This window comes from Pelagibaculum spongiae (assembly GCF_003097315.1).
GTDB lineage: Bacteria > Pseudomonadota > Gammaproteobacteria > Enterobacterales > Pelagibaculaceae > Pelagibaculum > Pelagibaculum spongiae.
In genome coordinates this window covers 218,165-233,397 of sequence record NZ_QDDL01000006.1, presented here as the reverse complement: position 1 = coordinate 233,397, position 15,233 = coordinate 218,165, and the positions used below count along the sequence as shown (strand labels likewise).

The window sequence follows — 15,233 nt, the reverse complement described above, 5'->3', positions numbered from 1 at the left end:
GTTCCTTTTTTAATTGCTGACCGACAACCAATTTTATTTCTGAGTCATATTGAATATGCGTCTAAAAAACTTTTTTTATGTTCGCCATAAACATTGAAGGTTTAATATCAAAATTCCTCGCAACCTCTCCTGGCATTCGAAACAACCGTGGTTGTCTCGAATATGAAAACACCCGATAAATTGAAAACTGATCTGGATACTCGTTTGAAAAAGCTATTTCATTGGGAGAGATAAAAAAGGGCGCATTTTGTGAACCCCGAGTAGTTTTAACTTCAATAAAATGCTCTCGACCTTGTTCATCAAAAGAGCAAATATCAAAACCTGTACCGTCACCTTCTGCTTGAGAAGTATGTTCAATTTCAGCTGATAAATCAGCGAGGCCAAGAGATATCAGTCGTTGCCTCTCAAATTCAACCACAAACTTTTCACCTGCCAAACCTAAAGAACGATTCAATAACTCTCGCTTAAAGTAATCAATTTTTATTGGCTTTCTTACATGCTGATGTACCTTGCCTAATGGCAATTCATTTAAATTTGGTGCGTCAACCAGAACTGACTGCCAATGAGCTAACTTAGCAACAGGAGTTTCAAGATCAGCAATTTTCCTCAACTCACGGAAGAATGAATCTCCAGAGTGGTGCAAATAATTTTCAACTATTACTTTGAGCCGTTTTTGATAATTTTTAGCAGGCTGGTAACCATCAATCCGAGGCAACCCTAGCTCATCAAGAACTGCTGAAAGGTTTTGATACTTATATTCAATTGAAGAGTGGCTGCGTCCATTCAGCTTGGGCATTAACTGACGTCGATATTCAGCTTTGCTATACGGCAGACTGGGCAAATCAAGTTTTAGCATCTCAAGATAACTCTCGATCAATGCTTCTACTTCATCATCAGTCCATCCAGGAGCTTTAGCCATAGTTTCCTTGCTTACCAAAGAGCTAGCGATCGAATGGACTGATCATATCGCTATGAAGATGATTATCAATAGCAGTGATCATTTTTCTGAATAGTTTGCCGCACTATCAACGTTATCGTAGGTCAACTAGAAATAGACGACGGGAATGCTTAAACAAGATATTTTCTCTGCGTATCGGGACAGGTAATTTTTCTTTTCTAGCAAAATGGCACTGAGGCAATAACATAGATTCACGATCAATCGATATTCTGTTCAGTCCAATCAAACACCCCCCCAAAAACCAACATCCACAACCCCACCATCTACCCCACAACCCAGCTTCATCCCCCCACTACGACTTCAATCATAAACAACGTTATCAATTGAACTTTCTATAGTAGAATGCGCCTCAATCGCTGCGTTAAGCGCTTGGTCGCTACTAGCAGCACAGTTTCTAGGCCACTTTATTGACCATCACTGTTCAATACCAACAGCAGAAAATTTGTATATATAAAGCATGAAGATACCTAAAAGACTCCAGCCATTGGTTGACGATGGCATTGTAGACAAAGTATTGCGACAGTTAATGAGTGGCAAAGAAGCAACGGTATATGTTGTGCAGTGTGGCGATGAGGTTCGCTGCGCCAAGGTGTATAAAGACGTTAGCCAGCGCAGTTTTAAAAACGCGGTGCTTTATAACGAAGGGCGCAAGGTGCGCAACGGTCGTAATGCCCGCGCCATGCAAAAGGGCTCTAAGTTTGGCCTAGAGCAGCAAGAAGAGATTTGGCAAAACACCGAAATTGATGCCTTGTATAAGTTTGCCGATGCCGGTATTCGAGTGCCGCAAGCTTATGGTTGTTTTGGCGGCATTTTGCTGATGGAACTCATCACTGATGCCGATGGTTTTGCGGCACCTCGCTTGAATGATGTCAGTATGTCTGAAGCCGATGCGCTGACGGATCATGCCACCATGATGGATTATGTAGTGCGCATGTTAAGCGTGGGTGTAATTCACGGTGACCTGTCAGAATTTAATGTGCTGGTTGATGCGAATGGCCCGGTGGTTATCGATTTACCCCAAGCAGTCGATGCTGCAGGTAATAATAACGCTAGAAAAATGCTGTTACGCGATGTGAATAATATGACCCAGTATTATTCGCAGTTTGCGCCAAGTTTAGCGACCACTCGTTACGGCGAAGAAATTTGGGAGATTTTTGAGGCCGGCGACTTAAGCCCTAAAACTGTTTTGACTGGCGAGTTTGCTGACTCTGAAATTGCTGCCGATGTTGATGAGGTGCTGCATGAAATCGACTCTGCATTTGAAGAAGAGCTAGGCCGCCGAGAGGGCTGGCTGGAAGATATTGACGATTAAAGTGATTTTAAAAGTCTAACTCTGATTATTTAAAACATGATTTTATATCAATAAAAAACCGCTGGCTTGGCGGTTTTTTATTAAGTTAAGATTATAATAATTCTCATTATAAGTTTCGACAAAGAAGACCATCGCTAGCATCAATTTCCTGCTTAACCTCTAGTAATTCAGAAAGCTTTGGTCTATCAACTAGATTTTTTTCTCGAAAAAACTTATACGTCAACAGCCCTTTGCCATCTTCATTAAAATATTTACTATAACAGCTAAACATTTCATAAAAAGAATCAATTTTTATTGATTCAATCCCATACTTACCTATCATTTTAAACTTGTCTATCGAATCTGTGACTGAAAATACTCGCGCCATATGCAATAATTCACTATTTTCTTGCCCTTCTTGATTTTTATAGAGCACTACGAAATCCATCGGAAAAACATTTGCAACATCCGTAATTTCTTGAAATTCTTCTTTGATAATATCATCTATATAATCAATATAAACTGAATAGCCAAAACGTTTCCATGTATTAAGCGCAAACCCTGAACAGTCAAACCTCAAACACAAAACACATGGCTGTATAGGCTGCCAAACATCGATAGATTTTCCTTTATAAACTATCATCCTCCATTTTCTTCGATTTGCAATTATTTCCAATATAGATAAAGCACTGTCTGTATATTGCCCAAGATCACGATCCGATTCAAGTAAAGGTCGCATATTGTTAATTCCAGATTATTTTAACGGTTTATCTAGCCCGCATATTTTACATTTCATAATATTGACCATTATTAATTGCTCAATCAAATTTCAATTATTACAGGCAATACTACCTATTTATATACTTGCATTGGTAGCAACCTTATCCTTAAGCTCTAATAAGTCAGCAATCTTAGGTTGATCTATAATATATTTTTCTCGATAAAATTTAATATTGAACTTACTTTTTTCTACCTTATTATAAATCTTTAACATTTTCTTAATCGTTTCTATATGAATAAGCATGGTGCCATTTTTGTTGATCACTTGCATTGATTCTATATTTTGTTGTGGCATAAAAACACGCGCTAAATGCGCTGGACTTTCAGGCTTATGTTTATAAAATAGAACCAGTAAATCCATTACTCGAATCGAATTTACATCATCAATTTTATTGAACTCCTGCTCTAATACCACTGGCGCATCACAAGCACTCACCGAATAGCCGTCCTTCTCCAGCTGTCTAAGGCAAAACCAGAGCAATCAAACAGCCAATTGATAGATGGTATACCAGACTGCGAGCCGCTTTCCTGAGTACATTTCAACAGCAACATAGCTTTCTATTATCTTCTGGCCACCATCCCATCCCATTCCGATACTCTAGTTAAAGCGGGCGGCTTTATTTGGTAGTAAGTCTCTCATTTATTTAAGCTACCAATTCTGTTATCCAGAACCATCTTTGTAGTATGGCTAAATTAAATATTAGAATGCTTCATCAATTTATGAAGACATATTTACTGATACTAAATTTTGAGTATCAAGCAAACCAACTAATTTAGGCCTATCCGGCAAAAACTTTTCTCTATAAAAACACACTTTAAGAACACCCGTTATGGTTTTCTGATAAATTTTTCTAATGCTCTCATATAAAAGCCTTGTTAAATCGCTCCCACACCCGCCACATACTTCACCATCTCTGTCACCTCTGGCATTGGCTGTGAAATAAACGATGCATCTAAGTCGGCACTAAAAGTTAAACTATCTAACAACACGCTAAAGTCAGGTAGTTCCAATGCTTCACACGCTGGGGGTAAGCTGCTAGTAATTTGAACTGCATTTTGTAATACCTGCGATGACCTTACTTTATAGTTAATATTATTGGCGGTTAGCTGAGTGCCATTATTAAAATTTAATGCATCGCCATTAGTATCAAAAAATCCCATGGTGCCATCGCCAAAATAACTGAGTGAATGCGTACCCGGCATGGTGCCAGCACTGCTGCTCATGTCATTAGCATCATAGGTGTAGCTAAATTCAATTGGCTGGCTTAATGAAATAGTTTGAGTGGTGCTATCTGGTAGGATTTTTTCTACCGTTGCTTGGCTGGCATTATTGGATGGGGTTAAATAATAATTTTGCTGATTTTGATCGGTAATGGTGATTGCTACGTCATCGGTTAATGGTTGGTCACTCCAAACACCTGCGCCATCAATATAACCGGTAAGCTGCTGTGCATTGGCTGTGTAGGTAAAGGCAAAGCCCGGCTGTATGGCAACCATGTCGCCTTGGGCAAAGCTGCCATCACTGGCATCTTGGTCGTAAAACAATGCATAGCCCATCATATCGCAGCGCATTTGCGCTAGGTCGTAACAGCGGGCATCACCCGATTTTTCAGAATGAATAAACGCCGAATCAAAGGCAGTTTTTTCATCGACTTCAGCATCAATATGATACTGACCTGACTGGCCATTAAGCGCTGCTAGGTAAATCGCTTTATTTAATTGATTCGCTGACGCGAGGCTGCCATCAAACGTCAGCAGTTTCATTACATATTGCTGACTATTTCTTGGGTCAAGCGAAACTGAAAGCCAGGTTTTTTTATCGGTCGCGCTGCTGGAAGGTAAACTAGAAAAATCGCTGGTTCGTCGATGAAATAATTGAAACTGGCCATAGGGATTATTCACTGAAGACGACTGCTCGATCAAGAAACGGGCTCGGCTCTGGGTACTGTCGGTTTCATCCCACCATAAATCGATTTGCAAACCGCTTGATTGCTGCGACACCTTGGCAATTACTGGCTGATAATCCTGGTAACTCCCCTCGCCATAGCAACGGCCAAAGTCGACCAACCCTCGATAGGCTACACCGTCGACATTTTGTTGTGGCTGCAACTGGTTCGCTAGGCACAATAAGCGATTGGCATATTGCAGCGGTTGGTCGCCTGGGTTGCCTATGTTGTAGGTAGTATTTTGGTAGCTGTCGTAGGTGATTTGTGCAGCAGAGGTATTAAACAGAAACTGGTTATCAGCAACCGGCGTTGCCAGATTATTTTGAGCTGAACTCTCGACTGGCTGATTTTGGATCAGACTAACAAAGCTGGGCAATTCAGGCTGCAATTGACTTGACGACCCGCCACAAGAAATAATTAATCCACTACTTAAAACATAAGTAGAAATAAGTGCCAATTTACTTAAATGCTTCCGTGCCATGCGAAAAACCTGCTTAAAGTGCTCCATATTTTAAATTAGCAAAATTTAAGACGAAAAGTTGTGCGCTGACTAGTGTTTTGAAAATCGCTTTTTTTTCGCCAGAAAAACTCACTGCAGTTTACTGAAAAGCTCTTTTGACTACTGAAATCCGTACATAATATGAGTTAATTCATGCTTCAGAGTCTACCCTACCTCACACGTCCACCTTATTAGGCAGCTGTGTATTACTCAAGATGAAGATCCCGAAGATATTACCCCCGAACTTCGCCAGGCTATATTAACTCGTCCTGAAAGCTTCCTTCAATCCGGACAGGGTCAGATCAATTGTGTTCTGACCTTAGAATATTTAAAATCCAACACGTTAATTGGATATATCGAACTTGAGCATTCACCAAATTTCCCTGTAGGGAAACTATCTCTATTTATTAGATATATGTATGTTTTTCGTTCACTTCGCGGACAAGGTCTTTCAAGAATTTTACTGGCTGCAACTATAAACATTTCTAGACAAGAGCAATACCCTAACATTACTGCAAAAAGCACAGGTCAGCTTGAAGAATATTATGAAAAAATTGGATTTTACAAAGAAGTTGAAATTCATATACTTGCATTAGACCATGGATTGAAACCACAAAACTATCGATCGCTTTTCATTAAATACCCTCAGATCGCCGGCATTCATTGCGAAAACACTCCAACAAAAAAAATAGCTAAAGACTAAAAAATTAATTTTACTTTCTTAAAAATCCTTTGCAAAATTAGCTAACCAACTAAAATAATTTACCCATAAAAACCTACTCCTAGAGTTAACTTTATTTTAAATAAAACGTAACCATTCAGCATAGATCATATGGCTTACGCTAATTTACCATTTTGTTTCCGTGACTTACTCGACATTATAAATACGGCATCTTTATTGTTTTTATTGCAAGATAGCGATCTTCAGTTTTACAGCGCTGACACCTCATTTTGACCATCGATAAGATTAACATCACACAGGCTGGCGCTAAAGCAAGATCAGTTGATCTCAGCGTCGACCCGCGCCGTCTTTCAAATCATGTTGTTGGTGGTTGAGTTGATGGCAAATAAATTAGGACTTAACAGTCGCAATAGCAGCATTCCTCCCTCTCAAGATATCAATCGCAAAAAGCCCGCTACAAGCAAACGCACAGTCACCGGTAAAAAACCAGGCGGACAACCCGGCCATATTGGAAGCACGCTTGAGCCGGTTGATCATCCTGATGAAGTGGTTACGCTGCCTTTAGACAAGCGCAGCTTGCCTAAAGGGGAGTGCTGGGAATCGGTGGGTTACGAAGCTCGGCAAGTAATCGAGCTCCATATCCAGCGTAAGGTGGTTGAGTATCAAGCTCAGATTATGAGAAATCAGCGAGGTCAACAACGAACGGCGACCTTTCCTGCTGATGCAAAGCGACCGATTCAATATGGGCATTCAGTCATTGCACATGCAGTGTATCTATCGATGTATCAATTGATTCCTTACGAACGATTACAAAATCAATTTCAAGATATGTTTGGTATTGATCTGAGTATGGGCACGTTGGTTAACTTTAATCAGCAGCTTGCTCAGCGCTTACATCGTGTTTTTAAGCCATTAGCAATTGAGCAAATTGCTTTAGCGGATGTGGCGTGTGCTGATGAGACGGGCGTCAATATCAATGCATCCCGCCACTGGGTTCACGGCATCTCCAGTACGCATTGGGCGCTATTAACACCCCATAAACAGAGAGGCGTGCAGGCAATGAAGGATATTGGCGTGTTACCTCGCTTCAAAGGTGTATTGGTGCATGACCATTGGAGTGCTTATTTGCAATTTGAATGTCAGCATCAGTATTGCAATGCTCATTATCTTAGAGAATTGATTCGTGCCCATGAGCAAGATGATTGTCGATGGGCAAAACTGATGCATGCGCTGCTACTTAAAATCAATCAAGCAGTCACAGATGCGGGTGGAGAACTCTCAGAATCTGCCATCAAAGGGTATCGAAAGCGCTACCGTAGCTTGATTACGCGGGGTGAGAAAGAAAGCCCGGTAAGTCCAAGTGAAGCGGGCAAGCGAGGTCGCCCCAAGCAAAGTAAAGCAAGAAATCTTCTGGATCGGTTACGTATTTATGAAGACGATACGTTACGTTTTATGACCGATGCAAAAGTTCCGTTCACCAATAACCAAGGGGAGCGAGAGATTCGAATGCTTAAGGTTCAGCAAAAAATATCGGGTTGTTTCCGGTCGGCGGGGAACGCAGAAAATTATTGTTTATTTAGATCGTATTTAAGCAGTTGTTTAAAGCATGGCGTGTCTGCATCTGAAGGTATTAATTTGCTGGCGAGAAATGAGTGGCCTGAATTTATTAAGCAACATCTGCGGTAATTGGCTTATTGAGCTGAATGGTTACAATAAAACATTATCTTATAAATTATGAAAGCATACTATTCCCTGCCCATTAACTTCTACATGAAAACCCCAACAAATCAAAATAAAACCAATGCAATTAGTAAAACAGTAAACTGATAATCTTGGTAGCTCACAATACTTTTCCTCATTTCTAACCCGTTCCCAACACCCCTTCTTAACAAGCCGCCTGCCTTTATAAAAAGCCCTTAAAAACAATTTAAATTGATAGAAAAGTTACTAGACAATAGGGTGATTTTCCGCCTCTAAATTGCTTCACTGAAATTTCTAGACAACTAGAATTAATGCACAGATACCGAGCATAACTCTGTAATTTTTCATTTGAAACTCTAGCACTTATAAATTTTTATCTTTTAAACAATTCATATTTATAGTTACCCGAGGTATTTAGTGCCTATAGCCATATCAGCTGGTAATTGGATGCAACAATTACTGATCCACGCCCCTGGTTTTGCAAGCAAACGATTAATTGATATCGTAATGCCTGGAAGCCATGATTCCGCAACCTATACATTAAATAGCATGAAGAGTTTTTCAGTAACGCAGACAAAAACTTTACGCGAGCAATTTTTAATGGGTGTCAGATATTTCGACATCAGATTAAAACAGAAGGGTGAAGGGTTAGTTTTTTTCCATGGCATTATTTCTAGCGATGTACGCTCAGCTTCAAGTGAGCTTGCATCTTTTTTCAGCACTGTCCTCCTTAGCAATGAAGTAGTAATTTTAAAGTTACACTTTGACAACACCTCAAGTTATGATTTGTTTGAGCGAAATTTCATGTCCGACATTTTAAACAGAACGATAACTCCTAGTGATTTTCGTACCCTGTCGATTAAATGGTTAATTGCAAATAATAAAAATATCGCATTGCTAGTAAAGAATGGCTATGGCGAAACCGAGTATTGCATGGACTATGAAGCTAACACTTTTGGCGGATGGGGAAAAACTCGAGATTCTCAAAAGTTGACATCAAAAATTGAAAGCAGTCGTTTTGACCCTACAGAAAATATTGCAAAATTAAAAGTAGTACAGACTAATCAACCAGCATTGGTTGGGTCAGGTTCTGACCGATTTTTGTCAGTTCTAGAGCATGACCAAAAACCTGAATCTCGCCAAGTAACTCAAGGTTATATCGAAACTACTCGGGTTATTCTTAAAGGAACTCTACAGAGGCAAAATACTGAAGAAAAGATGGAAAGCACCTCTCAAATCCGCGGTGTCGTTAGCATGGATAATGTTGGTGGCGATACGGGTAAAACTATTCTTCTTTTAGAGATAATAGCTTTAAATTACAAGGGAAAAAGCTATTATGTACCTTAGCTATTAAAGCATCTTTATTGACACTATATTAGTGCCACATATTTAATTCCGTATATCACGTTAGCCAATATTTAATATTTATTTCACCTGATTCAAAGACAATTTCGATAACCTGTAGTAGCTCTTATGGTCTAACAAAAACTGATAGTTCAATACTAAAACACACGCAATAGTGCTATTCAACCAAACGAATCAGCAGATTACACAGATTAAGGGCAATTTGTTTCGCAGAAGCTTTTGCTTTGCCAAATGCAGCCTTTCGATTACAAGTCGATTCACCACTCACCCGCAGTGATTAATTAAACGCGGATTCGTATCATAAGTGCATAACCTCTGTTCGCTAACAGAGGTTGAGCTAAAAGAAGAGCTCAGATATTTTCTCTGTTGGCGACCAAACCAAACAGAGGCCACTATGGGCTACAAACATCTGAGCTCCGAAGAAAGATACTATATTGAGACACGCTTGAAAATGGGTGACTCGCTTAACACTATCGCCAGCAGCCTTCAGCGCAACCAGAGTACACTTTCCAGAGAAATGAAACGCAACACAGGATTACGAGGCTATCGCCATAAACAAGCTCAAGCATTTGCCCAGAAACGCCTTGAAGACAAGCCTAAACAGAGAAAGATTACTGGCGCTACTGTCGATTATATTTGCTATGGATTAAAGGAAAATTGGAGTCCGGAACAAATTGCGGGGCGCGCAGGCAAAGATGGTTTGTTTAAGATGCACCATCAGACGATTTATAATTTTATTCGTAAAGACAAAAGATTAGGCGGGTTACTGTATCGCTACTTGCCCAGGAAATTAAAACCTTATCGAAAGAAATACGGTAGTTCCGGTGGCTCGTGCAAAGGTATTCCAGGGCGGATAGGAATAGAAGATCGCCCAACCATTGTTGACACCAGAGCACGTATTGGAGACTGGGAAGCTGATACCATTATTGGAAAAGGTCACCAAGGTGCGATTGCAACGATTGATGAGCGAAAGAGCAAGCTTCGTCTGGCAATGCCGGTTCAGAAAAAAACAACAGAAAATGTTGTCGGGGCGCTGATTAGCTTACTACTGCCGCTTAAAAAGCATGTTAAAACAATAACATTTGATAATGGAAGAGAGTTCGCTAGCCATCAAAACTTAAGCAAAAAAATTAAGTGCGACAATTATTTTGCAAAACCTTATAGCTCTTGGGAAAGGGGGCAGAATGAAAATGCCAATGGATTGTTACGACGTTACTTCCCAAAGACAATGTCTTTGAAAAATGTTAAAAACCAAGAAGTGATAGAAGCGGTTGATCGATTGAATAGTCGCCCAAGAAAATGTTTGAATTACCAAACTGCATACGAAGCATTTGAAGCAGAAACCAAGATCAGTAGAAAACAATTACTGGGTTATGCACTTAAGATTTGAATTCAGGCTTATTATAACGATCAAACATTTCATGAAAAAAATCAACTTTTATTGGACCAACACCATACTTTCCTATCATTTTAAACTTGTCTATCGAATCGGTCACTGAAAAAACTCGCGCCACATGCAATAATTCACTATTTTCTTGCCCTTCTTGATTTTTATAGAGCACTACGAAATCCATCGGAAAAACATTTGCAACATCCGTAATTTCTTGAAATTCTTCTTTGATAATATCATCTATATAATCAATATAAACTGAATAGCCAAAACGTTTCCATGTATTAAGCGCAAACCCTGAACAGTCAAACCTCAAACACAAAACACATGGCTGTATAGGCTGCCAAACATCGATAGATTTTCCTTTATAAACTATCATCCTCCATTTTCTTCGATTTGCAATTATTTCCAATATAGATAAAGCACTGTCTGTATATTGCCCAAGATCACGATCCGATTCAAGTAAAGGTCGCATATTGTTAATTCCAGATTATTTTAACGGTTTATCTAGCCCGCATATTTTACATTTCATAATATTGACCATTATTAATTGCTCAATCAAATTTCAATTATTACAGGCAATACTACCTATTTATATACTTGCATTGGTAGCAACCTTATCCTTAAGCTCTAATAAGTCAGCAATCTTAGGTTGATCTATAATATATTTTTCTCGATAAAATTTAATATTGAACTTACTTTTTTCTACCTTATTATAAATCTTTAACATTTTCTTAATCGTTTCTATATGAATAAGCATGGTGCCATTTTTGTTGATCACTTGCATTGATTCTATATTTTGTTGTGGCATAAAAACACGCGCTAAATGCGCTGGACTTTCAGGCTTATGTTTATAAAATAGAACCAGTAAATCCATTACTCGAATCGAATTTACATCATCAATTTCATTGAACTCCTGCTCTAATACCGAGCAATCAAACAGCCAATTGATAGATGGTATACCAGACTGCGAGCCGCTTTCCTGGGTACATTTCAACAGCAACATAGCTTTCTATTATCTTCTGGCCACCATCCCATCCCATCCCGATACTCTGGTTAAAGAGGGCGTTTCATGCGGTAGTAAGTCTCTCATTTATCCACACTATTATTTAGACATTTTTTTAACTATAAAATAGTGCAACAACCTACACTATCCGCTACACCAACATTTAAATTTACTATGTTTTTTACTTCGAGCAAATCTATTATCGTTGGCTGCTGAGATAAATTTTTTTCTCTGTAAAACTTAATTTCTAGCTTGCCTGTTTTTTTTGTTTCATACTATTTAATCACATCAGATACCAAGCATTTTTTTACAGGCCCAGTTCCAAATTTATCTATAATCTCTATCGAATTTTCACTTATACTAGGTTGAGTAACTCTTGCCAGGTGACATGGTTCAAAAATAGATTTTATTTGGTAAAAAACCATCAAATCCATTGCCCTTACTTCTTCTTTATTTTCAATAACAAAAAACTCTTCATCTAAAACAATTTGAACATAATCAAGATAAACTGAATAACAAAATCTCTTCCATGTATTTAGTGCAAAACCACAGCAATCCAACTGCCAGCTCACTTGGCACGGCATGCTAGCACGCCATATCATTATCTGTCCTTTACTAAGGTTCATCCAGTAATTACCAGCTGTCATTACTCTCCCACCTTCTTCCAACGCATGGACTCTCAAGCCACAGTACACGTCACTATTATTTAAATCACGCATTAATTTTACACCTAAGCATTGGTTTAAATTTTAGTTCTCATCAATGAGTCAATTGTTTTTTTCTTACCCTCTTCAGCAATAAAATATCGAGTGACATTAATACAAGGCGTATCGCTTGAACTTGCTAGCGAATAGTAGCATTGGGTGCAAACACTAACCACAATAATGCCAGATTGCAATAACCATTATTTTCGCCTGATATAGTTGAAGTTTTAGCAACAAAACTGCCATGGATTTTAATTAAGGATTTATCATCAACAAGGCCTTCAAAAATCTTTTCTATATCTAATTAATATTCCTACCACTTTATTCAGCCCCTACACCCGCCACATACTTCACCATCTCCGTCACTTCTGGCATTGGCTGTGAAATAAATGATGCATCTAAGTCAGCGCTAAAACTTAAACTGTCTAGCAACACGCCAAAGTCGGGTAGATCCAATGCCTCACAGGCTGCAGGTAAGCTGCTGGTAATTTGAACTGCATTTTGTAATACCTGCGATGACCTTATTTTGTAGTTAATATTATTGGCGGTTAGCTGAGTGCCATTATTAAAATTCAATGCATCACCATTGGTATCGAAAAACCCCATAGTGCCATCACCAAAATAACTGAGTGAATGCGTGCCCGGCATACTGCCAGCACTACTGCCCATATCATTCGCATCATAGGTGTAGCTAAATTCAATCGGCTGGCTTAATGAAATAGTTTGAGTGGTGCTATCTGGCAGAATTTTTTCTACTGTTGCTTGGCTGGCATTATTGGATGGGGTTAAATAATAATTTTGCTGATTTTGATCGGTAATGGTAATTGCTACACCACCGGCTAACGGCTGGTCGGTCCAAACACCTGCGCCATCAACATAACCGGTAAGCAGCTGTGCATTAGCCGTATAGGTAAAGGCAAAGCCCGGCTGCATGGCAACCATGTCGCCTTGGGCAAAGCTGCCATCAATGGCATCTTGGTCGTAAAACAATGCATAGCCCATCATATCGCAGCGCATTTGAGCTAGGTCGTAACAGCGGGCATCACCCGATTTTTCAGAATGAATGAACGCCGAATCAAAAGCAGTTTTTTCATCGACTTCAGCATCAATATGATACTGACCTGACAGGCCATTAAGCGCTGCTAGGTAAATCGCTTTATTTAATTGATTCGCTGACGCGAGGCTGCCATCAAACGTCAGCAGTTTCATTACATATTGCTGACTATTTCTTGGGTCAAGCGAAACTGAAAGCCAGGTTTTTTTATCGGTCGCGCTGCTGGAAGGTAAACTAGAAAAATCGCTGGTTCGTCGATGAAATAATTGAAACTGGCCATAGGGATTATTCACTGAAGACGACTGCTCGATCAAGAAACGGGCTCGGCTCTGGGTACTGTCGGTTTCATCCCACCATAAATCGATTTGCAAACCGCTTGATTGCTGCGACACCTTGGCAACCACTGGCTGATAATCCTGGTAGCTCCCCTCGCCATAGCAACGGCCAAAGTCGACCAACCCTCGATAGGCTACACCGTCGACATTTTGTTGTGGCTGCAACTGGTTCGCTAGGCACAATAAGCGATTGGCATATTGCAGCGGTTGGTCGCCTGGGTTGCCTATGTTGTAGGTAGTATTTTGGTAGCTGTCGTAGGTGATTTGTGCAGCAGAGGTATTAAACAGAAACTGGTTATCAGCAACCGGCGTTGCCAGATTATTTTGAGCTGAACTCTCGACTGGCTGATTTTGGATCAGACTAACAAAGCTGGGCAATTCAGGCTGCAATTGACTTGACGACCCGCCACAAGAAATAATTAATCCACTACTTAAAACATAAGTAGAAATAAGTGCCAATTTACTTAAATGCTTCCGTGCCATGCGAAAAACCTGCTTAAAGTGCTCCATATTTTAAATTAGCAAAATTTAAGACAATAAGCTGTGCGCTGACTAGTGTTTTGAAAATCGCTTTTTTTTCGCCAGAAAAACTCACTGCAGTTTACTGAAAAGCTCTTTTGACTATTAAAATCTGCACATAACATGAGTTAATTCATACACTAATCTATTAATTATTTTTTTATTTACAAAATTTATGGCATGAATTTATTAGCGCTTTCCGCGTCATCTCTCCGAAGCAATAGTGCAGAATATCGACTGTCTCTACCTAAAACAGCGTCATGATATAAGTAATCAGAAAAGATAGTCGTTATAAAAGCATACGAATACCGAATCCTACAGCTTTTATCATCATCATCGTGCCCATCTGTTGATATAATTCCCATCAAAGGGTCGAAGAATAATATTTTATGTTTTGTTTTTGAAAAAATAAAAAATCGACAAACCCCATTTGAAACTACTTTTAATAAAGCCACGCTGACATCTGAATAACTACTCGAATCAAAAACATCTATAAAAGATGTAATTAGCCCTATTGAAACCACAACTCTCTTGTAGCCTTTATGAAATTCAGACGGGACTTCTGTTAAAGATTTTTCTTCCGTATACCACTGCTTATATGATAAAGCGCGATCAAAAAAATCTTTATTCGTTGCTATTTTCGATACCACTTTTTTGTATTTATCTACATCACAACCAGACGCTAACATAATGCCGCAAGTTGCTCCGCTGTCTTGAACCAAGACTTTATCTTTTGGATTATATCCAACAGACCAATAATTATTCAACGACTTTTCTCCTAAAGCATGAAAAAGTGAATAATTGCTATCCAACATTAATTTTTCAGGGTTAATTGAATCAGATCCAGATCTTAAATCATCCATAACAACTCTTTATTTATGCATTTAATGCAACAGATGCTTTCATTAAACATCATCATTAATAAATTTAAACCAATCATTAATAAATTTAAACCAATTATTAATAAAGAAGCCGAGCTATGAAATAGCTCGGCTTTTATCAT

At 39.1% G+C, this 15,233-nt stretch carries 14 protein-coding genes; 5 read left to right on the top strand and 9 right to left on the bottom strand.

Annotation, left to right across the window (positions count from 1 at the left end):
- Positions 1-61: 61 nt before the first annotated feature.
- Positions 62-919: a protein NO VEIN domain-containing protein gene (locus tag DC094_RS15215; protein ID WP_116687980.1), complete on the bottom strand. Its 858-nt coding sequence runs from the start codon at positions 917-919 to the stop codon at positions 62-64.
- A gap of 496 nt (positions 920-1,415) precedes the next feature.
- On the opposite strand from DC094_RS15215, the gene DC094_RS15210 reads away from it, so the two are divergent.
- A complete protein-coding gene (locus DC094_RS15210) occupies positions 1,416-2,270 on the top strand; it encodes a PA4780 family RIO1-like protein kinase (RefSeq protein WP_116687979.1) in 855 nt (284 codons plus the stop codon).
- A gap of 106 nt (positions 2,271-2,376) precedes the next feature.
- On the opposite strand, the gene DC094_RS15205 is transcribed toward DC094_RS15210, so the two are convergent.
- The 3 genes from DC094_RS15205 to DC094_RS15195 form a co-directional block, all read right to left on the bottom strand.
- Complete coding sequence (locus DC094_RS15205) at positions 2,377-2,988, bottom strand: hypothetical protein (RefSeq protein WP_116687978.1); 612 nt, start codon at positions 2,986-2,988, stop codon at positions 2,377-2,379.
- A 117-nt stretch (positions 2,989-3,105) separates the two neighbouring features.
- The gene (locus DC094_RS15200) at positions 3,106-3,465 is read right to left on the bottom strand and encodes a hypothetical protein (protein ID WP_116687977.1); all 360 of its coding nucleotides are present in this window, start codon (positions 3,463-3,465) and stop codon (positions 3,106-3,108) included.
- Between the two features lie 440 nt (positions 3,466-3,905).
- The gene (locus tag DC094_RS15195) at positions 3,906-5,456 is read right to left on the bottom strand and encodes a hypothetical protein (protein ID WP_116687976.1); all 1,551 of its coding nucleotides are present in this window, start codon (positions 5,454-5,456) and stop codon (positions 3,906-3,908) included.
- Positions 5,457-5,664: 208 nt separating this feature from the next.
- Here DC094_RS15195 and DC094_RS15190 point away from each other — a divergent pair, with 208 nt between their 5' ends.
- The 4 genes from DC094_RS15190 (at position 5,665) to DC094_RS15175 (ending at position 10,612) form a co-directional block, all read left to right on the top strand.
- On the top strand, positions 5,665-6,177 hold the full coding sequence (locus DC094_RS15190) for a GNAT family N-acetyltransferase (protein ID WP_116687975.1): 513 nt from the start codon (positions 5,665-5,667) through the stop codon (positions 6,175-6,177).
- A 357-nt stretch (positions 6,178-6,534) separates the two neighbouring features.
- Entirely contained in the window at positions 6,535-7,842 is a 1,308-nt protein-coding gene (tnpC, locus tag DC094_RS15185) for an IS66 family transposase (protein WP_206605669.1), read from the top strand.
- Between the two features lie 462 nt (positions 7,843-8,304).
- Positions 8,305-9,204 (top strand): PI-PLC domain-containing protein, encoded by a 900-nt coding sequence (locus DC094_RS15180; RefSeq protein ID WP_116687973.1) that lies wholly within the window; start codon positions 8,305-8,307, stop codon positions 9,202-9,204.
- 412 nt (positions 9,205-9,616) lie between these two features.
- Positions 9,617-10,612: an IS30 family transposase gene (locus tag DC094_RS15175; RefSeq protein ID WP_116687972.1), complete on the top strand. Its 996-nt coding sequence runs from the start codon at positions 9,617-9,619 to the stop codon at positions 10,610-10,612.
- Here the strand turns inward: DC094_RS15175 and DC094_RS15170 are convergent.
- From DC094_RS15170 to DC094_RS15150, 5 genes are all read right to left on the bottom strand, one after another.
- Complete coding sequence (locus tag DC094_RS15170; RefSeq protein WP_116687971.1) at positions 10,602-11,087, bottom strand: hypothetical protein; 486 nt, start codon at positions 11,085-11,087, stop codon at positions 10,602-10,604. The two genes, DC094_RS15175 and DC094_RS15170, sit on opposite strands and share 11 nt — an antisense overlap.
- 117 nt (positions 11,088-11,204) lie before the next feature.
- Positions 11,205-11,618, bottom strand: coding sequence for a hypothetical protein (locus DC094_RS15165; RefSeq protein ID WP_116687970.1), 414 nt, complete (start codon positions 11,616-11,618; stop codon positions 11,205-11,207).
- 275 nt (positions 11,619-11,893) lie between these two features.
- A complete protein-coding gene (locus DC094_RS15160; protein WP_116687969.1) occupies positions 11,894-12,337 on the bottom strand; it encodes a hypothetical protein in 444 nt (147 codons plus the stop codon).
- A gap of 306 nt (positions 12,338-12,643) precedes the next feature.
- Complete coding sequence (locus DC094_RS15155) at positions 12,644-14,194, bottom strand: hypothetical protein (protein ID WP_116687968.1); 1,551 nt, start codon at positions 14,192-14,194, stop codon at positions 12,644-12,646.
- A gap of 209 nt (positions 14,195-14,403) precedes the next feature.
- Complete coding sequence (locus tag DC094_RS15150) at positions 14,404-15,093, bottom strand: hypothetical protein (protein ID WP_116687967.1); 690 nt, start codon at positions 15,091-15,093, stop codon at positions 14,404-14,406.
- Between the last annotated feature and the right edge of the window lie 140 nt (positions 15,094-15,233).